Source organism: Citrobacter sp. Ct235 (assembly GCF_030332305.1).
Classification (GTDB): Bacteria; Pseudomonadota; Gammaproteobacteria; order Enterobacterales; family Enterobacteriaceae; genus Citrobacter_A; species Citrobacter_A telavivensis.
Window position 1 is genome coordinate 79,712 of sequence record NZ_JAOWIC010000048.1, and the last position, 19,860, is coordinate 99,571.

Here is a 19,860-nt window from a genome sequence, read left to right on the forward strand (position 1 = left end):
AGGGGCCGTTTTCCTGTTTTTAACAACAGCGCAAAAATGGCGGCTGTTGTCTGATGATTTTTAAAATGAGGCTTTAAACATGGTACCTGTGGTCGCGCTTGTCGGGCGCCCTAACGTCGGAAAATCCACGTTATTTAACCGTCTAACTCGCACCCGAGATGCGCTGGTTGCGGATTTCCCGGGTCTGACTCGTGACCGTAAGTACGGTCGTGCGGAGATTGAAGGTCGTGAGTTTATCTGTATCGATACCGGCGGTATTGATGGCACTGAAGATGGTGTAGAAACGCGTATGGCGGAGCAGTCGCTGCTGGCGATTGAAGAGGCGGATGTGGTGCTGTTCATGGTTGATGCACGTGCAGGCCTGATGCCAGCCGATGAAGCTATCGCCCAGCATTTACGCTCCCGTGAAAAACCGACGTTCCTGGTCGCCAACAAAACGGACGGACTCGATCCGGATCAGGCCATCGTTGATTTCTACTCGCTGGGTCTGGGTGAAATTCACCCGATCGCCGCGTCTCATGGTCGTGGCGTGCTCAGTTTGCTGGAACACGTTCTGCTGCCGTGGATGGACGATGCCGCGCCGCAGGAAGAGGTGGATGAAGACGCCGAATACTGGGCGCAGTTCGAAGCCGACGAGAACGGTGAAGAAGAGCCGGAAGATGACTTCAATCCGCAGGACCTGCCGATCAAACTGGCGATTGTCGGTCGTCCGAACGTCGGTAAGTCCACACTGACTAACCGTATTCTGGGTGAAGACCGCGTGGTGGTTTACGACATGCCCGGCACTACCCGTGACAGTATTTATATCCCGATGGAACGTGATGAGCGCGAGTATGTGCTGATCGATACCGCCGGGGTGCGTAAGCGTGGCAAGATCACCGATGCGGTGGAAAAGTTCTCGGTTATCAAAACATTGCAGGCAATTGAAGACGCTAACGTGGTGATGCTGGTGATTGATGCTCGTGAGGGTATTTCTGACCAGGATCTGTCTCTGCTGGGCTTCATCCTCAATAGTGGGCGCTCACTTGTTATCGTGGTGAATAAGTGGGACGGACTGACTCAGGAAGTGAAAGAGCAGGTGAAAGAGACGCTGGACTACCGTCTGGGCTTTATCGACTTCGCGCGCGTGCACTTTATCTCTGCGCTGCACGGCAGCGGTGTCGGTAACCTGTTTGAATCCGTCCGTGAAGCGTATGACAGCTCCACCCGCCGCGTCAGTACGGCGATGCTGACCCGTATCATGACGATGGCGGCTGAAGATCACCAGCCACCGCTGGTCCGTGGCCGTCGCGTGAAGCTGAAATATGCCCATGCGGGGGGATATAACCCACCGATTGTGGTGATTCACGGTAACCAGGTCAAAGACCTGCCGGATTCCTATAAGCGCTACCTGATGAACTACTTCCGTAAATCGCTGGAAGTGATGGGGACGCCGATTCGCATTCAGTTTAAAGAGGGCGAGAACCCGTACGCCAACAAGCGCAATACGCTGACTCCAACCCAGATGCGTAAGCGTAAACGTCTGATTAAGCACATCAAGAAAAGTAAGTAATAACTTACCTGCCAGGCAGGTAACTCCCAAAAAAGCCCGCACCCGTCGGGCTTTTTGGTATCTTTCCGTCTACCGTTTATATTCTGGTAACGTTACTCAGGCGCACGGAAGTCCGTCTTTAGAAGATCGCCTGATGACCGATAAAGCAAAACAAATCGAGAAAACCCGTAAGCTACTGGCGCTTGCCGCACAGTCCTCTAATGACGGTGAGCCCGAAGATGACCTTTACCTGTTTCACGTCAGAAAAGGCATTGGGTCAGTATCTTCAGGACAGAGCCCCCAGTAATTGATGGCATCCTCAGAAGAGGAGAGTAAGGAGATAGTATGGAACTGATGTGTCCTGTTTGTCATAACCCGTTGGAGCGCAATGGTGAAACGGCCCATTGCGCGACCTGTCATACAGACTTTACCGTTGAAGCATGCTGTCCGGACTGCCACACGCCGCTCCAGGTGCTGAAAGCCTGCGGTGCGGTGGATTATTTTTGCCAGAACGGCCACGGATTGATTTCAAAAAAACGCGTTGAGTTTACGTTGCATAACGCGTGAACGGATGGGGTCAGTCCCTGACAGGGGCTGGCCACTTACTTGCGGGCACGCTTCTTCACCGGTTTGATATCGGTGACCTGGCTTTCCACCCAGCCGTCTTCCAGTCGGGTGGTCATCACATCACCCGCCTTCACCTGCTTCACTTTTTTCAGCACTTTGCCATCGGTGGCGGTAGAGACGCTATAACCACGTGCCAGGGTTGAGAGTGGGCTGACGGCTTCCAGATGCGTTACCGCGTTGCCAAAGCGTTCACGCGTGGCGCTCAGACGTGAGCGCACATTCTCCGCCAGACGATATTCCAGTTGCTGAATACGGGTTTGCGCCCGATGAATACGCGGCTGAGGACTTTGCTGGTTCAGGCGTTGTACCAGGCGAGACTGGCGCTGGCTGGTGCGCTTCACCTGGCTGTCGATGGCCACGTTCATACGCTGATGCAATCTTTCCAGCGCTGTCTGCTGACGGGCGAGACGCAACTGTGGATGCTGCTGTTGCAGGCGGTGATAAATCTGGGTGAATCGGCGACTGCGGTTCGCCAGAAAGTAGTCCATTGCCATGCCAAGACGCTGTTGGGCGGACTGGATTTGGCGCAGCAACTCCTGCTGATTCCGGCTGACCATTTCAGCCGCGGCCGAAGGCGTTGGCGCACGCAGGTCGGCAATAAAATCGGCAATCGTCACGTCGGTTTCGTGGCCGACCGCACTGACGACGGGGATCGCGCTGGCAAAAATAGCCCGGGAGACGCGCTCGTCGTTAAAGCTCCAGAGATCTTCCAGCGAACCGCCGCCACGCCCGACAATCAGAACATCACACTCCTGGCGCGCATTCGCCAGTTCAATAGCACGGACAATCTGCCCCGGCGCGTCGTCGCCCTGGACGGCGGTCGGATAGATAATGACCGGCAAAGAGGGATCGCGGCGTTTCAGTACGTGGAGAATATCGTGCAGTGCGGCCCCGGTCTTCGAGGTGATCACGCCCACACAGTGGGCGGGAGAGGGGAGAGGCTGCTTGTGCTGTTGATCAAAAAGCCCTTCAGCCTGCAGCTTGGCCTTTAACTGTTCATACTTTTGCTGGAGCAGGCCTTCGCCGGCAGGCTGCATACTTTCGACGATAATCTGATAGTCGCCGCGCGGCTCGTACAGAGTGATATTGGCGCGAACCAGCACCTGCTGACCATGCTGGGGGCGAAAGGTCACCCGACGATTGCTGTTGCGGAACATTGCACAGCGCACCTGCGCAGTGTCATCTTTGAGCGTGAAGTACCAGTGCCCCGATGACGGCTGAGAAAAATTGGATATTTCACCGCTGATCCAGACCTGCCCCATCTCTTGTTCAAGCAGCAGACGAACCGTCTGATTCAGGCGGCTAACAGTAAAGATTGCGGAGGTCTGAGAGGATAACATGTGAGCGGGATCAAATTCTAAATCAGCAGGTTATTCAATCGATAGTAACCCGCCTGAGCAGGAGCGCAAGCATTATTTGCAAAAAAGTGTGGATGCAACCGATTACGCTCTGTATAATGCCACGGCAATATTTATCCACCCCCAGGTTAGAGATATTGCCCATGCTACGTATTGCTAAAGAAGCTTTGACGTTTGACGACGTCCTCCTCGTTCCCGCTCACTCCACCGTTCTGCCGAATACTGCCGACCTCAGCACGCAGTTGACGAAAACCATTCGTCTGAACATTCCTATGCTTTCCGCAGCAATGGACACCGTGACTGAAGCGCGCCTCGCAATTGCGCTGGCACAGGAAGGCGGCATCGGTTTTATCCATAAAAACATGTCGATTGAGCGTCAGGCGGAAGAAGTTCGCCGCGTGAAAAAACATGAATCTGGCGTGGTAACCGACCCGCAAACCGTTCTGCCAACCACGACCCTGCGTGAAGTGAAAGAACTGACCGAACGCAATGGTTTTGCGGGTTACCCGGTGGTGACACAAGACAATGAACTGGTCGGGATCATCACCGGTCGTGACGTGCGTTTTGTGACCGATCTGAGCCAACCGGTCAGCGTTTACATGACGCCGAAAGAGCGTCTGGTCACCGTTCGCGAAGGCGAAGCGCGCGATGTCGTGTTGTCTAAAATGCACGAGAAACGCGTTGAGAAAGCGCTGGTTGTCGATGACAGCTTCCACTTGCTCGGCATGATCACCGTGAAAGACTTCCAGAAAGCCGAACGTAAACCGAACTCCTGTAAAGATGAGCATGGTCGTCTGCGCGTTGGCGCTGCGGTTGGCGCTGGCGCGGGTAACGAAGAGCGTGTTGATGCGCTGGTAGCTGCCGGTGTTGACGTGCTGCTGATCGACTCTTCTCATGGGCACTCAGAAGGCGTGTTACAGCGCATTCGTGAAACGCGTGCTAAATACCCGGATCTGCAAATTATTGGCGGCAACGTGGCGACCGGCGCGGGCGCACGTGCTCTGGCGGAAGCCGGCGTGAGCGCGGTGAAAGTGGGTATCGGCCCTGGCTCCATCTGTACGACCCGTATCGTGACCGGCGTGGGCGTTCCGCAGATCACCGCGGTGTCTGATGCCGTTGAAGCGCTGGAAGGCATGGGTATTCCGGTGATCGCTGACGGCGGTATCCGTTTCTCTGGTGATATCGCCAAAGCCATCGCCGCAGGCGCAAGCGCGGTAATGGTAGGCTCCATGCTGGCAGGTACCGAAGAATCCCCAGGTGAAATCGAACTCTACCAGGGCCGTTCTTACAAATCCTACCGCGGCATGGGCTCTCTGGGCGCAATGTCCAAAGGCTCTTCTGACCGTTACTTCCAGAGCGATAACGCTGCTGACAAACTGGTGCCGGAAGGTATCGAAGGCCGTGTTGCCTATAAAGGCCGCCTGAAAGAGATCATTCACCAGCAGATGGGCGGCCTGCGCTCCTGTATGGGGCTGACCGGCTGTGGTACTATCGACGAATTGCGTACTAAAGCGGAATTCGTACGTATCAGTGGTGCGGGTATTCAGGAAAGCCACGTTCACGACGTGACCATCACCAAAGAGTCCCCGAACTACCGTATGGGCTCCTGATTTTCTTCGCCCGACCTTGTGTCGGGCGATTTATTTAACCTGTTTCACTTGCCTCGGAATTAGCGTCAATGACAGACAATATTCACAAGCATCGCATTCTCATCCTTGATTTCGGATCTCAGTACACACAACTGGTTGCACGTCGCGTGCGTGAACTGGGCGTTTACTGCGAACTGTGGGCATGGGATGTGACTGAAGCACAGATTCGCGAGTTTAATCCTAGCGGTATCATTCTTTCCGGTGGCCCAGAAAGCACCACCGAAGAAAACAGCCCACGCGCACCGCAATACGTTTTCGAAGCCGGTGTTCCGGTCTTCGGCGTGTGTTATGGCATGCAGACGATGGCAATGCAGTTGGGCGGTCATGTTGAAGGTTCGACTGAGCGTGAATTTGGCTACGCGCAGGTTGAAGTTGTGACCGACAGCGCACTGGTTCGTGGCATCGAAGATTCCCTGACCGCTGACGGCAAACCGCTGCTGGACGTGTGGATGAGCCACGGCGATAAAGTGACGGCGATTCCGTCTGATTTCGTCACCGTTGCCAGCACCGAAAGCTGTCCGTTTGCCATCATGGCGAACGAAGAAAAACGCTTCTATGGCGTACAGTTCCACCCGGAAGTCACCCACACCCGTCAGGGAATGCGCATGCTGGAGCGTTTTGTCCGCGACATCTGCCAGTGTGAAGCGCTGTGGACGCCAGCAAAAATTATCGATGACGCCGTTGAGCGTATCCGCCAGCAGGTTGGCGATGACAAAGTGATCCTCGGCCTTTCCGGCGGTGTGGATTCTTCAGTCACCGCAATGCTGTTGCACCGTGCGATCGGTAAAAACCTGACCTGTGTCTTCGTTGATAACGGCCTGCTGCGTCTGAATGAAGCCGAGCAGGTGATGGACATGTTCGGTGACCACTTTGGTCTGAACATTGTTCACGTTCCGGCGGAAGAACGTTTCCTGACGGCGCTGAAAGGCGAAAACGATCCAGAAGCGAAACGTAAGATCATTGGTCGCGTCTTTGTTGAAGTCTTCGACGAAGAAGCGCTCAAGCTGGAAGATGTGAAATGGCTGGCGCAGGGCACCATTTATCCGGATGTTATCGAATCTGCGGCCTCTGCGACCGGTAAAGCGCACGTCATCAAATCTCACCATAACGTAGGCGGTCTGCCGAAAGAGATGAAGATGGGTCTGGTTGAACCGCTGAAAGAGCTGTTTAAAGACGAAGTGCGTAAAATTGGTCTGGAACTGGGCCTGCCGTACGACATGCTTTACCGTCACCCGTTCCCGGGGCCAGGTCTGGGCGTACGCGTGCTGGGTGAAGTGAAGAAAGAGTACTGCGACCTGCTGCGTCGTGCAGACGCTATCTTCATTGAAGAGCTGCACAAAGCCGACCTGTACAACAAAGTGAGCCAGGCGTTCACCGTGTTCCTGCCGGTTCGCTCTGTTGGCGTGATGGGCGATGGTCGTAAATACGACTGGGTGGTTTCTTTGCGCGCGGTCGAAACTATCGACTTTATGACTGCGCACTGGGCGCACCTGCCGTATGACTTCCTGGGGCGTGTATCTAACCGCATCATCAACGAAGTGAATGGTATTTCACGCGTTGTGTATGATATCAGCGGTAAGCCGCCAGCCACGATCGAGTGGGAGTAAATATCCCTTCGCGTCGCTGATGCGTAGTCGACAAAACCCTCTGTTTATACAGGGGGTTTTTTGTTTTATTCGGGCGTAAAAAATACCAGATGGCGTCTGTCTGGAAATAAAGGATTAACGTTGAGCAGGCGTTTCGACAGAGAGACTGGACTGTTGCGCGTCTTTTTTGTCCTGATGATGATGCCAGGCACCGATAGAAGAGTAGACAAAGCGTCCAAAAAAGAAGATAAAGCTGATAAGCAATACGATACGGGTCATGCGACTGTTAAATCGATGTCGTTTTCGCATACTGGTTGCCTGACTCACAAAAGGTTCCTTAAGAGATGCCCATTCGGGCGATAAGTACATTAAGGCACACTGTGTCGGACGGGTCAATTACTGATTATGTAAAATTGCGTCAGTTGATTCATATCCAGGTGTTATGGAAATTAATTACATTATTTACATTAATAATGTGAAAATGATAACGCAGCGAAATAAAAGTAATAATTGATTAATGGGGACTAAAATATTTGATATACGTCAAAATTTACTTTCCGTTGATAACTAAAATCGGTGCGACATGTATGGTGAGTTTTTCATCTTAATTTGACGTCAGGTGGGATGCCTGTCTGATACACCCCCTTCAGGATTCTGGGGGTTCCGCTGAGCATCTATGCGACTGAATAAAAATTATATTGCAATCAGAGATAAGTGGTGGGGACTCCCTCTGGTTTTACCTTCCCTGTTTTTACCGCTTGTGAGCCATACGAATACCTATGCGCATGTGGCCACCGGGGACGTTATCCTTTTCTTCTTACCGTTATCACTCATGATGAGCCTGATGATTTTTTTCGGTTGGGCGGCATTACCCGGAATTATTCTGGCGATTTTTATTCGCAAATATTCCCAGGTCGGGTTGGCGGAAACGCTGCCCATTATTGTGCATTTTCTTATTGCTATTGTGCTCAGTTGGGGCGGTTACCGCGTCTTTACGCCCCGGCGTAATAACATTTCTCATGGCGAGGCGCAGCTGGTTTTCCCCCGCATTTTTTGGCAAGTTTTTTGTCCTGCGACGTTATTTCTGGTGCTTTTCCAGTTTGCCGCCTTTGTGGGGATGTATGAAAGTAAGCTGAGCTTAATGGGAGCAACACCGTTTAACATCAACGCATTAATAAACTACCAGGGCATTCTGGTGGGGAATTTGATTGGTGTACCGCTCTTCTATTTTATTATTCGCGTCATTCGTAATCCGTTACATTTGCGCAGCTATTATTCACAGTTAAAATTACAGTTTGATGCCAAAGCCTCACAAAAAGAGGTCATTATTTGGCTGCTGGTATTGTTCGCATTAATGTCTTTGCTTTGTATGCCATTGAATGAAAATAGTTCAATATTCAGTACAAACTATACGATGTCGTTATTACTCCCGGTCATGTTATGGGGAGCAATGCGTTATGGTTATCGTTTCATATCGCTGCTGTGGGCACCGGTTTTAATTATTGCGATTCATAATTACAAAAGTTATACGCCCTTTTATTCGGGTTACGATGTGCAACTGGCGATTACCTCTTCCAGTTTTCTGGTTTTTTCTTTTATTGTGAATTACATGGCGGTACTGGCGACGCGCCAGCGGATTGTGAGCGGACGTGCCCGCCGCCTTGCGTTTCTTGACCCAGTGGTCCATCTTCCCAATCTTCGCGCACTCAATCGCGCGCTGAGAAATACACCCTGGTCAGCACTGTGCTTTCTGCGCGTTCCTGAACTGGAATTTCTTGTAAAAAATTACGGAATTATGCTGCGTATTCAGTACAAGCAGCAATTATCCCACTGGATAGCCGAAAAGTTGGGGCCAGATGAGCATGTTTATCAAATGTCCGGGCCCGATCTACTGCTGCGCTTAAATACGGAGTCGCATCAGCAACGTATTGAAGCGCTGGATGAGCACATCAAGAAGTTCCGGTTTGTCTGGGATGGCATGACGTTCCTGCCGCAGGTGGGGATGAGCTATTGTTACGTGCGTTCTCCGGTCAATCACATCTACTTGTTGCTGGGCGAGTTGAGCACCATTGCTGAGTTGTCCATCATGACCAATACGCCGGAGAATTTAGAGCGTAGTGGTGCCATGAATATGCAGCGCAATCTGAGAGACAAAGTCGCGATGATGAACCGGCTGCAGCATGCGCTGGAGCATGACCGTTTTTGTCTGATGGCGCAGCCAATCGAAGGGCTTCGCGGCGATGTTTATCACGAGATTTTACTGCGATTGCTGGACGATGACGGTGGCATGATTAACCCTGATACCTTCCTGCCCGTCGCGCACGAATTTGGTCTCTCCTCCAGAATCGATCTCTGGGTTATCGAACACACGTTACGCTTTATGGCGGAGAATCGTGCGCAGATGCCCGCTCGTCGCTTTGCACTTAATTTGTCGGCGTCCTCTGTCTGTCGGGCCAGGTTTGCGCAGGACATCAGTAAACTACTGAGCAAATACCAGATCGAAGCATGGCAATTGATTTTTGAAGTGACGGAAAGTCAGGCGTTGATGAATGCCGGACAGGCGGAAACTACGCTGCAAAACCTGCAGCAGTTGGGCTGCCAGATTGCCATCGATGACTTCGGTACGGGTTACGCCAGCTATGCAAGGCTAAAAAACGTTGACGCCAATATTCTGAAGATTGACGGTAGCTTCATCCGTAATATTGTTTCGAATAGCCTCGACTATCAGATAGTAGCCTCGATCTGTCATCTGGCACGAATGAAGAAAATGCAGGTGGTCGCTGAGTTTGTCGAAAGCGAAGAGATTCGCCGTGCGGCAATTTCGCTGGGGATTGACTACATGCAGGGATATTTAATCGGGGTGCCGCAGCCGTTAAGCGAGACGTTGAAAGAGCAGGTGCCAGTCACTGGCACCTGAGTGTGCTTCACGCAGCGATTTCCGGTGAGCGTTCTTCTTCGATTTTCAAACGCCAGCCGGTCACGGCTTCCCAGTACTGCTGTTCTTTTTCCAGATCGAGCAGAACCAGCGCGTTCTGGCTGAACCAGTCATGAGGGAAACGCAGGGTCCAGTGGTTGTCGTCGGTGATGAGCGTCAGCGTGGGAGGCGTGGTTGTGGCCTGACGCTGGTTGTTCAGCAGCACGCCAAGACGTAGCAGTTGAATGAGCGGCAGGAACTGCTTCTTCTTAAACAGCGTAAAGCGCGGGAGATCGTCCAGCTTAACCGCTTTACGATGGTAGCGAACCAGCGTCGCCATCATGGTTTGCTGCTCCTGATTAAAGCCGGGCAGATCGCTGTTTTGCAGAATATACGCCGAGTGGCGATGCAGGCCGCTGTGATTGATGTTCAGCCCAACCTCATGCAGCATTGCCGCCCATTTCAGCAGCGCCTCGAGCTGCGGATGCGCCAGCTTCGGCTGCTGTTCCTGCCATTGCTCATACATTTGCATGGTAGTTTCCAGCACGCGTCGAGCCTGCTCGCTGTCGATGTTGTACTGATTCGCCAGGCTGCTGGCGGTGCGGCTGCGAACATCCTGATGACGGAAGCGACCTTCCATTTCGTACAACACGCCTTCGCGTAATGCACCATCGGAAAGACGTAACTCGCGGATCGCCAGCGCATCAAAGACACCGCACAAAATTGCCAGACCCGGAACAAAGACCGCTTTTCGCTCCTCAGATAAACCCGGCAGGCTTAGCGCTTCGAAACTACGGTGTTGCAGCAGTTCGGCAACCAGCCTGTCCAGACGCTCAGGCGTAATGAAGCCGTCTTTCTCGCCCATTGCCAGGAGCACTTCATGCGCGGCTTTGATGGTGCCGGAGGCCCCTAATGCCACGTTCCAGCCCTGAATGCGGAATTGCCAGGTCAAGGTTTCAAGCTTCTGCGCCGCCGCCATTCTGGCGCGCTGGAAGTTTTCCTGGCTAATAACCCCGCCGGGGAAATAGATCTGCGCAAAGCTGACGCAGCCCATACGACGGCTTTCAACCAGCTTCGGTTCAAAGTTTTCGCCAATGACCAGTTCCGTCGAGCCGCCGCCAATGTCGATAACCAGCTTGCGGCCTTTCTCCGGTTGCGTATGTTCAACGCCCATAAAGATCAGGCGCGCCTCTTCATTGCCGGAAATGATTTCGATCGGATAAGGGATCACCTTTTCCGCGCGTTTGAGAAAATCGGTGGCGTTTTGCGCCTGACGAAGCGTATGCGTCCCGACGATACACACGCTGGAGGGGGCGAACCCCTGAAGGCGTTCAGCGAACAGCGACAGGCAGCTTAAGCCACGCTCCATCGCCTCTTCGCTCAGCATGTTGTCTTCGCCGAGGCCATCCGCCAGATGTACGCGCTGCTTCAGGCGGCCAATAATCTGCATGGCGCCATCCACCACACGGGCAATCACCATGTGAAAACTGTTTGAACCGAGGTCGACCGCCGCAAACTCCTGCGGTCGTGGGGTCTTATCATGTATTGGCATAGCGTTAGTCAGATTGTTCGAGTGATTTGATATAGTCGTAAATAGCCAACTGCGACTGCACTTTGCGGCGGTTTCCACGCGGCACGTAGCGATTACTCAGTTCTTTATCGATGTAGCGGGCTTTTACCGTATCGCTGAACAGGATGTCAACAATATCCAGCACCCGCTGCTTCAGACGTGGGTCGAGCAGCGGCGTCGCTACCTCAATGCGGTAGTCGATATTACGCGTCATCCAGTCTGCGGAGGAGAGGTAGACCTGCTTATCGCCGCCGTTCTCGAAGATGTACACCCGGTCATGCTCAAGATAACGGTCCACAATACTGATGACGCGGATATTATCGCTGATACCTTCCAGATTCGGAATGAGTGAGCACATGCCGCGAATCAACAGATTCACCGCCACGCCGGAGCTGGATGCGGCATACAGTCGATCGACCAGCCCTTTATCCACCAGGTTATTCAGCTTCAAGGTAATGCCGGAGGGCAGTCCCTGCTGGGCGTTGGCGATTTCACGATCGATCATTTCATACAGCAGGCGGCGCGAGTTCTGCGGCGAGACCAGCAGATAATCGAACGTCACCGGGCGATACGGGTTCTCGATGAAATTGAACACCCGGCGGACTTCGTTAGTGATCCGCGCATCGGCGGTCAGCAGCGAATAGTCGGTATACAGGCGGGCGGTTTTTTCGTTGAAGTTACCGGTGCCGATATGGGCGTAACGCACGACCTCTTCGCCTTCTTTACGCGAAATCAGGAACAGCTTGGCGTGAATTTTTAAGCCTGGCGCAGAGAAGATCACGTGAACGCCCGCTTCCGTCAGACGCTTCGCCCAGTGGATGTTAGCCTCTTCGTCAAAACGTGCCTGCAGTTCCACCACCACAGTGACTTTTTTACCGTTATGGGCGGCGTGGATCATGGCGTCGATAATGCGTGAGTCTTTCGCGACGCGGTAGATATTGATTTTGATCGCCAGCACGCTGGGGTCAAACGACGCCTGTCGCAACAGTTCCAGTACGTGCTCAAAGGTATGATACGGATAGTAGAGCAACACATCGCGCTCGCGAATGGCGTCAAATCCGTTACGGAATTTTTCTTTATCGAACCAGATGTGACGCAAACGCGGGAGCGGCTTATTCACCAGATTCGCTTTGCCCACATTGGGAAAATTAATGAAATCTTTAAAGTTGTGATAGCGCCCGCCGGGAACGATAGAGTCGTAGCGTGAAATCGTCAGCTTCTCGCGCAGCACTTCAACCAGCGCATTAGGCATGTCGCGCTGATAGACAAAACGCACGGGCTCGGCGGTCAGACGCTGTTTCAGACTGGAGGACATGAGCTCCATCAGGCTGGATTCCATCTCGTGGACCAGATCGTACTCGGCATCACGGGTCATCTTCATGGAATAGGCGTTCAGCGCGTCATAATCAAAGAAGCCCTTAAAGATATCGTCCAGGCAGTAGCGCAGAATGTTGTCCAGCAAGATCATCGGCTTGCGACGACGCGGGGCTTCCGGCGGCAGATTCACAAAGCGAGGAACCTTGTCAGACGGAATTTCCAGCAGCGCATAGCGAATTGTGTCGCCGCGAATAATTTCGACTGCCAGATAGGTGTAGTCATCCTTCAGGAACTGCACCAGATCCGTTTCGCGGTTAATTAAAATCGGGGTGATGTGCTGGCGCAGATACTGTTTGAAGTAGTGGCGCAACCAGCTTTGTTGATTGACCGACAGCTGACGCTCGTTAATCAGGAAGATCTGATTACGCGCCATCTCCAGCAGCAGTTCGTTATACAAGCCATCGAATTCCTGGTCGGCTTTCAGCACGCGGGACTGGATTTTGCCTAACAGGTGGCGAGAATGCGAATTTGAACCCTGTTCTTCACTGATAATGATGCGGCGTTTGAGTTCTGCGAAGCGAACTTTGTAGAATTCATCCAGGTTATTGGAATAGATGCCTAAGAAACGCATCCGTTCGATCAGCGGGTTTGATTTATCCGCAGCTTCCTGAAGCACACGTTCGTTGAACGCTAACCAGCTCAGCTCTTTCTCGATGTATAGCTTTTCCTGACCCATTAATACTTATACTCCGTTTTATTCACGGGACACTGCCTGATTATTATGGCGAGCATTGCGCTCAGATGTCCAACTGTGCCAGAAAAGTATGACAATAAACCGTCCGATCGCAAAGAGGAAGGGGGACTGGGGGGTTGAAGAGAACAGCAGGCCGGATAAAGGATGACGTCCACTATCCGGCTCGGTTTTATTCGTCGGCAGCGTAGCCCTGTGGCGGCAGGCGAACACCGTCCAGCCAGGCGGCGTTATCATGCATTTTCAGTCGCCCGTCCACAAACCAACTGACCACCAGCGGATAAATGGCGTGTTCCTGTACCTGAACGCGAGCGGTGATTTCATCCTCGTCATCGCCTTCAAAGACCGGGACTTTGGACTGCAAAATGACCGGTCCGCCGTCGAGTTCGTCAGTCACAAAGTGGACCGACGTGCCGTGTTCCTCATCGCCATTTTCCAGTGCCTGACGGTGGGTGTGTAAACCGGGGTATTTGGGCAGCAGGGAAGGGTGAATATTCAGCAACCGTCCGTTGTAGTGTGCGACGAACGCCGGGCTCAGAATGCGCATGAAACCGGCCAGCACCACCACGTCAGGCGCATAAGCGTCGATCTCAAGGATCAGTTCGCGGTCAAACGCTTCACGGCTGGAAAACTGGTCAGCCGTCAGCGTATGGGCAGGGATTGCCGCTTTTCTGGCTCGCTCAAGGCCGAACGCGTCGGCCTTGTTGCTGAATACTGCCCGCAGGGTGCCGTTGATTTTCTTCGCTTTGCAGGCATCAATAATCGCCTGCAAATTGCTTCCGTTACCGGAAATAAGCACCACAATATTCATTATTCAATAACCACGCGCTGCGCGGAGTCAGACGCTTTGATGACGCCGATTTTCCACGCGTCTTCACCTTTGGCCTTCAGCAGGGTAAGGGCGTTATCCACTTCCGCCGCTGGCAGGGCAATGACCATGCCGACGCCGCAGTTAAAGGTACGATACATTTCATGCTGGCTGACGTTACCGGCCTGCTGCAGCCAGTTAAAGACCGCTGGCCACTGCCAGGAGGACTCATCGATCACCGCCTGTGTGTTGTCCGGCAGGACGCGCGGAATGTTTTCCCAGAAGCCGCCGCCGGTCAGGTGCGCGATAGCGTGCACATCAACCTTCTCGATCAGTTCCAGTATCGATTTCACGTAGATACGGGTCGGCGCCAGCAGGTGATCGGCCAACGGTTTGCCTTCCAGATCCGTTGTTTCTGGATCGCAACCGCTGACTTCCACAATTTTACGTACCAGTGAGTAACCGTTGGAGTGCGGGCCGCTGGAACCCAGCGCAATCAGCACATCGCCATCGGTCACTTTGGAACCGTCGATGATTTCTGATTTTTCTACTACGCCGACGCAGAAACCGGCGACATCATAATCTTCACCGTGATACATCCCGGGCATTTCCGCCGTTTCTCCGCCAACCAGCGCGCAGCCGGACTGCAGACAACCTTCTGCGATACCCTGAATCACGCTGGCTGCGGTATCCACATCCAGTTTACCAGTGGCATAGTAGTCGAGGAAAAACAGCGGTTCAGCACCCTGAACCACCAGGTCGTTGACGCACATCGCCACGAGATCGATGCCGATGGTATCGTGACGTTTCAGATCCATTGCCAGACGCAGTTTTGTCCCTACGCCATCAGTGCCGGAAACCAGTACCGGTTCACGATATTTTTGCGGCAATGCGCACAGCGCACCGAAGCCACCCAGACCACCCATTACTTCCGGGCGGCGAGTTTTCTTCACTACGCCTTTGATTCGATCCACCAGAGCATTACCCGCGTCAATATCAACACCGGCATCTTTGTAGCTAAGAGAGGTTTTATCGGTCACTGCCTGGTTCCCCACGTTTTCTTACGGTAAAAGTAAAATTCGGCGCAATTCTAACAGGGAAAGCAAACGTTTGCGAGCCTGCGTTACATCCGTTTTTATCTGTCGATTTTTGCTGCATTTTCTCCGCGATGGCTCGTTTTTATGACCTGACCCACGAAAATGAAACCGGGTTCAGTTTCCTCCTTGAAAGCATTGAAGGGATTGCTCAGTATCTTACTGAAACCGGTTTCTGTTTTGCCATTGCGAATCAACGAGGGAAACTATGTCTGGATTTAATGCGAATTTCATGTGGGGTGGGGCGGTTGCGGCTCATCAACTTGAGGGCGGTTGGCAGGAAGGGGGAAAAGGCGTCAGCGTTGCCGACGTCATGACGGCGGGGGCTCACGGCGTGGCGCGTGAAATCACCGATGGCGTGCTGCCTGGGAAAAACTATCCTAACCACGAGGCGATCGATTTCTATCACCGCTACAAAGAGGACATCAGGCTGTTCGCGGAAATGGGCTTTAAATGTTTTCGCACCTCCATTGCCTGGACGCGTATTTTCCCGCGCGGGGATGAAACGCAGCCAAACGAGGCCGGACTGCAATTTTATGATGACTTGTTTGATGAATGCCTGAAGTACGGCATTGAACCGGTGATTACCCTGTCGCATTTCGAAATGCCCTACCATCTGGTGACGGAGTATGGCGGCTGGCGCAACCGGAAGCTGATCGACTTTTTTGTCCGCTTCGCAAAAGTGGTCTTTACCCGCTATCAGCATAAAGTGAAGTACTGGATGACCTTCAATGAGATCAACAACCAGGCCAATTTCCATGAGGATTTTGCGCCGTTTACGAACTCTGGTCTGAAGTATCAGCCTGGCGAAGATCGTGAACCCGTGATGTACCAGGCCGCGCATTACGAGCTAGTGGCCAGTGCGCTGGCGGTGAAGGCCGCACGAGACATTAACCCGTCGTTACAGATAGGCTGCATGATTGCCATGTGCCCAATCTACCCACTGACCTGTGCGCCGAATGACATGATGATGGCGATGAATGCCATGCACCGTCGCTACTGGTTTACTGACGTGCATGTGCGGGGGAAATATCCGCAGCATATCCTCAACTATTTTGCGCGCCGCGAGTTTGACCTTGATATTACTGAGGAAGACCGCGTTGCCCTGTCTGAAGGCTGTGTGGATTACATCGGCTTCAGCTACTACATGTCGTTTGCTACCAAAGCGACGGACGATAATCCACAGCTCGATTATGACGAGAGTAAAAGCCTCGTTTCCAACCCCTACGTACAGAAATCGGACTGGGGCTGGCAGATTGATCCGGTGGGGCTGCGCTATTCGCTGAACTGGTTCTGGGATCACTACCAGCTACCGTTGTTTATCGTTGAGAACGGGTTTGGCGCGATTGATGTTCAGCAACCGGACGGCACCGTGGACGACAGTTATCGTATTGAGTACATGGCCGCGCACATTCGCGAGATGAAAAAAGCGGTCGAAGAGGATGGCGTGGACCTGATGGGTTATACCCCATGGGGATGTATCGATCTGGTCTCTGCGGGAACGGGTGAAATGAAAAAACGCTACGGGTTTATCTACGTCGATAAAAATAATGACGGTAGCGGGACGCTGGCACGGCGGCCTAAAAAATCTTTCGCCTGGTATCAGCAGGTGATAAAAAGCAACGGTGAATCCCTCTGATTTCAGCCACTTGACACCCAGCCCCGCACAGAATACGGGGCGTGTTTTATACTCATCACCCAAACGTATACCACTTTGCTTGATCCAGGTCATGCATACGTTATGTTGCGCCAGAGAGGAAAAGCGGTATAATCCGGCGATTTTTTTGTGGTTGCCACTCGTCTGAGGAAAGGAGAAGAGTATGAAGATCGTGGAAGTCAAACACCCACTCGTCAAACACAAGCTGGGTCTGATGCGTGAGAACGATATCAGCACCAAACGCTTTCGTGAACTCGCCTCGGAAGTAGGCAGTCTGCTGACCTACGAAGCGACTGCGGGCCTGGAAACTGAAAAAGTGACCATTGAAGGCTGGAATGGTCCGGTCGAAGTGGATCAAATCAAAGGCAAAAAAATTACCGTCGTGCCTATCCTGCGTGCAGGCCTGGGGATGATGGACGGCGTGCTGGAAAACGTGCCAAGCGCGCGTATCAGCGTGGTCGGCATGTACCGTAACGAAGAGACGCTGGAGCCGGTCCCGTATTTCCAGAAGCTGGTTTCTAACATTGACGAGCGCATGGCGCTGATCGTCGACCCGATGCTGGCGACCGGGGGTTCCGTTATCGCAACCATCGATCTGCTGAAAAAAGCGGGCTGCAGCAGCATTAAAGTGCTGGTGCTGGTGGCGGCACCGGAAGGCATCGCCGCGCTGGAAAAAGCGCATCCGGATGTGGAACTGTACACCGCATCGATCGACCAGGGCTTAAACGAGCACGGATACATTATTCCGGGGCTTGGTGATGCTGGCGATAAGATTTTTGGTACCAAGTAAGTGAATAACTAATAAATAGCCGACTTTAAGAGTCGGCTTTTTTTTGAATAAAACAACTCAACGACTCATAACAAACACACTCAGAGGAAAACACTATGACGCGCCGTGCTATCGGGGTGAGTGAAAGACCGCCGCTTTTACAGACAATCCCGCTTAGTTTGCAACACCTGTTCGCCATGTTTGGCGCAACCGTGCTGGTGCCAGTTCTGTTTCATATTAACCCGGCCACCGTTTTGTTATTCAACGGGATCGGGACATTGCTGTATCTCTTTATCTGTAAAGGAAAAATCCCGGCCTATTTAGGCTCAAGCTTCGCCTTTATCTCACCGGTTTTGCTGTTGCTGCCGTTGGGATATGAAGTGGCGCTGGGCGGCTTCATCATGTGTGGTGTGCTGTTCTGCCTGGTGTCTTTCATTGTGAAGAAAGCCGGTACCGGCTGGCTGGACGTTATGTTTCCTCCTGCGGCAATGGGCGCAATCGTTGCCGTCATCGGTCTGGAACTGGCAGGCGTTGCCGCCGGAATGGCCGGGCTGCTGCCTGCGGAAGGACAAACTGCGGACTCAAAGACCATCATTATCTCGATGGTGACGTTGGCGGTTACCGTGTTCGGCTCGGTGCTGTTCCGCGGTTTCCTCGCGATCATCCCTATCCTGATTGGGGTACTGGCAGGTTATGCGTTGTCATTTGCGATGGGCGTGGTCGATACCACACCGATTGCCGAGGCGCACTGGTTTGCACTGCCGACCTTCTACACTCCTCGCTTTGAGTGGTTCGCTATTCTGACCATTCTGCCTGCGGCGCTGGTGGTGATTGCCGAACACGTTGGTCACCTGGTAGTGACAGCGAATATCGTCAAAAAGGATCTGGTTCGCGATCCGGGCCTGCATCGCTCGATGTTTGCTAACGGTCTGTCGACGGTGATTTCCGGCTTCTTTGGCTCCACGCCGAACACCACTTACGGTGAGAACATTGGCGTAATGGCGATCACGCGTGTTTACAGCACCTGGGTGATCGGCGGTGCGGCGATTTTTGCCATTCTGCTCTCCTGCGTCGGCAAACTGGCGGCGGCTATCCAGATAATCCCACTGCCGGTTATGGGCGGGGTGTCATTGCTGTTGTACGGAGTGATCGGCGCGTCCGGTATCCGCGTGCTGATTGAATCGAAAGTGGATTACAACAAAGCGCAGAACCTGATCCTGACCTCTGTTATCCTGATCATCGGCGTCAGCGGGGCGAAGGTACACATTGGTGCGGCGGAGCTGAAAGGGATGGCGCTGGCGACAATCGTTGGGATCGCGCTGAGCCTGATCTTCAAGCTGATCTCTGTCCTGCGCCCGGAAGAAGTGGTGCTGGACGCGGAAGATGCGGATACGCCGCAGCAGTAACATGGGATCCGGGCAGTGATGCTGCCCGGTTCTAACACGACAGAATTCTGTGATAAACTCATCGCGATTGAATGAAATCTGGATTGAGGTCTCTCTGAACACACCGGCACAGCTCTCTTTGCCACTTTATCTTCCTGACGACGAAACTTTCTCAAGTTTCTGGCCGGGGGATAACGCCTCTTTACTGGCTGCACTGCAAAACGTGCTGCGCCAGGATCATAGCGGATACATCTATCTCTGGTCGCGTGAAGGCGCGGGCCGTAGTCATTTACTGCACGCCGCGTGCGCTGAACTGTCTCAGCGTGGTGATGCGGTGGGCTATGTGCCGCTGGACAAACGCACCTGGTTTGTCCCGGAAGTGCTCGACGGGATGGAACATCTGTCATTAGTCTGCATCGACAATATCGAATGCGTTGCCGGGGACGAACTGTGGGAGATGGCCATTTTTGATCTCTACAATCGCATTCTGGAATCTGGAAAAACGCGGTTGCTGATCACCGGCGATCGTCCGCCGCGTCAGTTAAACCTCGGTCTGCCCGATCTGGCCTCGCGTCTGGACTGGGGACAAATCTACAAGCTGCAACCTCTGTCGGATGAAGACAAACTGCAGGCGCTGCAGTTGCGCGCGCGGCTGCGTGGATTTGAACTCCCGGAAGACGTGGGACGCTTCTTGCTCAAGCGACTCGACAGGGAAATGCGCACGCTGTTTATAACGCTCGATCAGCTTGATCATGCGTCCATCACCGCGCAGCGCAAATTAACCATCCCGTTCGTGAAAGAGATCCTGAAGCTGTAGCCGGAATACAAGGTTACGTATCACAGT

General features: G+C 53.0%; 15 protein-coding genes and 1 pseudogene. 10 read left to right on the forward strand and 6 right to left on the reverse strand.

Annotation, left to right across the window (positions count from 1 at the left end):
• Positions 1–79: 79 nt before the first annotated feature.
• Both der and OGY35_RS15815 read left to right on the forward strand, forming a co-directional pair.
• Positions 80–1,552, forward strand: coding sequence for a ribosome biogenesis GTPase Der (gene der, locus OGY35_RS15810; protein WP_152402963.1), 1,473 nt, complete (start codon positions 80–82; stop codon positions 1,550–1,552).
• A 324-nt stretch (positions 1,553–1,876) separates the two neighbouring features.
• On the forward strand, positions 1,877–2,098 hold the full coding sequence (locus tag OGY35_RS15815) for a zinc ribbon domain-containing protein (protein WP_286632762.1): 222 nt from the start codon (positions 1,877–1,879) through the stop codon (positions 2,096–2,098).
• Positions 2,099–2,133: 35 nt separating this feature from the next.
• Here OGY35_RS15815 and xseA read toward each other — a convergent pair whose 3' ends face one another.
• A complete protein-coding gene (xseA, locus tag OGY35_RS15820; RefSeq protein ID WP_286632763.1) occupies positions 2,134–3,498 on the reverse strand; it encodes an exodeoxyribonuclease VII large subunit in 1,365 nt (454 codons plus the stop codon).
• 161 nt (positions 3,499–3,659) lie between these two features.
• On the opposite strand from xseA, the gene guaB reads away from it, so the two are divergent.
• Together guaB and guaA are read left to right on the forward strand one after the other, a co-directional pair.
• The gene (gene guaB / locus OGY35_RS15825) at positions 3,660–5,126 is read left to right on the forward strand and encodes an IMP dehydrogenase (RefSeq protein WP_046485000.1); all 1,467 of its coding nucleotides are present in this window, start codon (positions 3,660–3,662) and stop codon (positions 5,124–5,126) included.
• 68 nt (positions 5,127–5,194) lie between these two features.
• Entirely contained in the window at positions 5,195–6,772 is a 1,578-nt protein-coding gene (gene guaA, locus OGY35_RS15830) for a glutamine-hydrolyzing GMP synthase (protein WP_061074957.1), read from the forward strand.
• A gap of 114 nt (positions 6,773–6,886) precedes the next feature.
• On the opposite strand, the gene OGY35_RS15835 is transcribed toward guaA, so the two are convergent.
• On the reverse strand, positions 6,887–7,078 hold the full coding sequence (locus tag OGY35_RS15835; RefSeq protein ID WP_012906630.1) for a YfgG family protein: 192 nt from the start codon (positions 7,076–7,078) through the stop codon (positions 6,887–6,889).
• 40 nt (positions 7,079–7,118) lie between these two features.
• On the opposite strand from OGY35_RS15835, the pseudogene OGY35_RS15840 reads away from it, so the two are divergent.
• Both OGY35_RS15840 and OGY35_RS15845 read left to right on the forward strand, forming a co-directional pair.
• Positions 7,119–7,265, forward strand: a pseudogene (locus OGY35_RS15840) (hypothetical protein).
• A gap of 162 nt (positions 7,266–7,427) precedes the next feature.
• The gene (locus OGY35_RS15845; RefSeq protein ID WP_286632765.1) at positions 7,428–9,668 is read left to right on the forward strand and encodes a bifunctional diguanylate cyclase/phosphodiesterase; all 2,241 of its coding nucleotides are present in this window, start codon (positions 7,428–7,430) and stop codon (positions 9,666–9,668) included.
• Between the two features lie 7 nt (positions 9,669–9,675).
• Here the strand turns inward: OGY35_RS15845 and ppx are convergent, their stop codons facing one another.
• From ppx to purM, 4 genes are all read right to left on the reverse strand, one after another.
• On the reverse strand, positions 9,676–11,217 hold the full coding sequence (gene ppx, locus OGY35_RS15850) for an exopolyphosphatase (protein ID WP_152402971.1): 1,542 nt from the start codon (positions 11,215–11,217) through the stop codon (positions 9,676–9,678).
• Between the two features lie 4 nt (positions 11,218–11,221).
• Positions 11,222–13,288, reverse strand: coding sequence for a polyphosphate kinase 1 (gene ppk1, locus OGY35_RS15855; protein ID WP_178828007.1), 2,067 nt, complete (start codon positions 13,286–13,288; stop codon positions 11,222–11,224).
• Between the two features lie 187 nt (positions 13,289–13,475).
• Entirely contained in the window at positions 13,476–14,114 is a 639-nt protein-coding gene (gene purN, locus OGY35_RS15860) for a phosphoribosylglycinamide formyltransferase (RefSeq protein ID WP_286632766.1), read from the reverse strand.
• A complete protein-coding gene (gene purM, locus OGY35_RS15865; RefSeq protein ID WP_286632767.1) occupies positions 14,114–15,151 on the reverse strand; it encodes a phosphoribosylformylglycinamidine cyclo-ligase in 1,038 nt (345 codons plus the stop codon). Before purM ends, purN begins: the two co-directional genes overlap by 1 nt.
• Positions 15,152–15,413: 262 nt before the next feature.
• On the opposite strand from purM, the gene OGY35_RS15870 reads away from it, so the two are divergent.
• From OGY35_RS15870 to OGY35_RS15885, 4 genes are all read left to right on the forward strand, one after another.
• A complete protein-coding gene (locus tag OGY35_RS15870) occupies positions 15,414–16,844 on the forward strand; it encodes a 6-phospho-beta-glucosidase (RefSeq protein WP_178828010.1) in 1,431 nt (476 codons plus the stop codon).
• A gap of 181 nt (positions 16,845–17,025) precedes the next feature.
• Positions 17,026–17,652, forward strand: a complete 627-nt coding sequence (upp, locus tag OGY35_RS15875; protein ID WP_103775515.1) for a uracil phosphoribosyltransferase — start codon at positions 17,026–17,028, stop codon at positions 17,650–17,652.
• A 95-nt stretch (positions 17,653–17,747) separates the two neighbouring features.
• Positions 17,748–19,037: a uracil permease gene (gene uraA, locus OGY35_RS15880; protein WP_046484976.1), complete on the forward strand. Its 1,290-nt coding sequence runs from the start codon at positions 17,748–17,750 to the stop codon at positions 19,035–19,037.
• Positions 19,038–19,131: 94 nt separating this feature from the next.
• Entirely contained in the window at positions 19,132–19,833 is a 702-nt protein-coding gene (locus OGY35_RS15885; protein WP_216631413.1) for a DnaA inactivator Hda, read from the forward strand.
• The last annotated feature ends 27 nt before the right edge of the window (positions 19,834–19,860 follow it).

Bases quoted from the DNA above. Each gene is read 5' to 3' on its own strand.
- ppx (WP_152402971.1), bottom strand. From the start codon at position 11,217: ATGCCAATACATGATAAGACCCCACGACCGCAGGAGTTTGCGGCGGTC.
- guaB (WP_046485000.1), top strand. From the start codon at position 3,660: ATGCTACGTATTGCTAAAGAAGCTTTGACGTTTGACGACGTCCTCCTC.
- purN (WP_286632766.1), bottom strand. From the start codon at position 14,114: ATGAATATTGTGGTGCTTATTTCCGGTAACGGAAGCAATTTGCAGGCG.
- ppk1 (WP_178828007.1), bottom strand. From the start codon at position 13,288: ATGGGTCAGGAAAAGCTATACATCGAGAAAGAGCTGAGCTGGTTAGCG.
- xseA (WP_286632763.1), bottom strand. From the start codon at position 3,498: ATGTTATCCTCTCAGACCTCCGCAATCTTTACTGTTAGCCGCCTGAAT.
- OGY35_RS15815 (WP_286632762.1), top strand. From the start codon at position 1,877: ATGGAACTGATGTGTCCTGTTTGTCATAACCCGTTGGAGCGCAATGGT.
- OGY35_RS15845 (WP_286632765.1), top strand. From the start codon at position 7,428: ATGCGACTGAATAAAAATTATATTGCAATCAGAGATAAGTGGTGGGGA.
- der (WP_152402963.1), top strand. From the start codon at position 80: ATGGTACCTGTGGTCGCGCTTGTCGGGCGCCCTAACGTCGGAAAATCC.
- upp (WP_103775515.1), top strand. From the start codon at position 17,026: ATGAAGATCGTGGAAGTCAAACACCCACTCGTCAAACACAAGCTGGGT.
- uraA (WP_046484976.1), top strand. From the start codon at position 17,748: ATGACGCGCCGTGCTATCGGGGTGAGTGAAAGACCGCCGCTTTTACAG.
- OGY35_RS15870 (WP_178828010.1), top strand. From the start codon at position 15,414: ATGTCTGGATTTAATGCGAATTTCATGTGGGGTGGGGCGGTTGCGGCT.
- guaA (WP_061074957.1), top strand. From the start codon at position 5,195: ATGACAGACAATATTCACAAGCATCGCATTCTCATCCTTGATTTCGGA.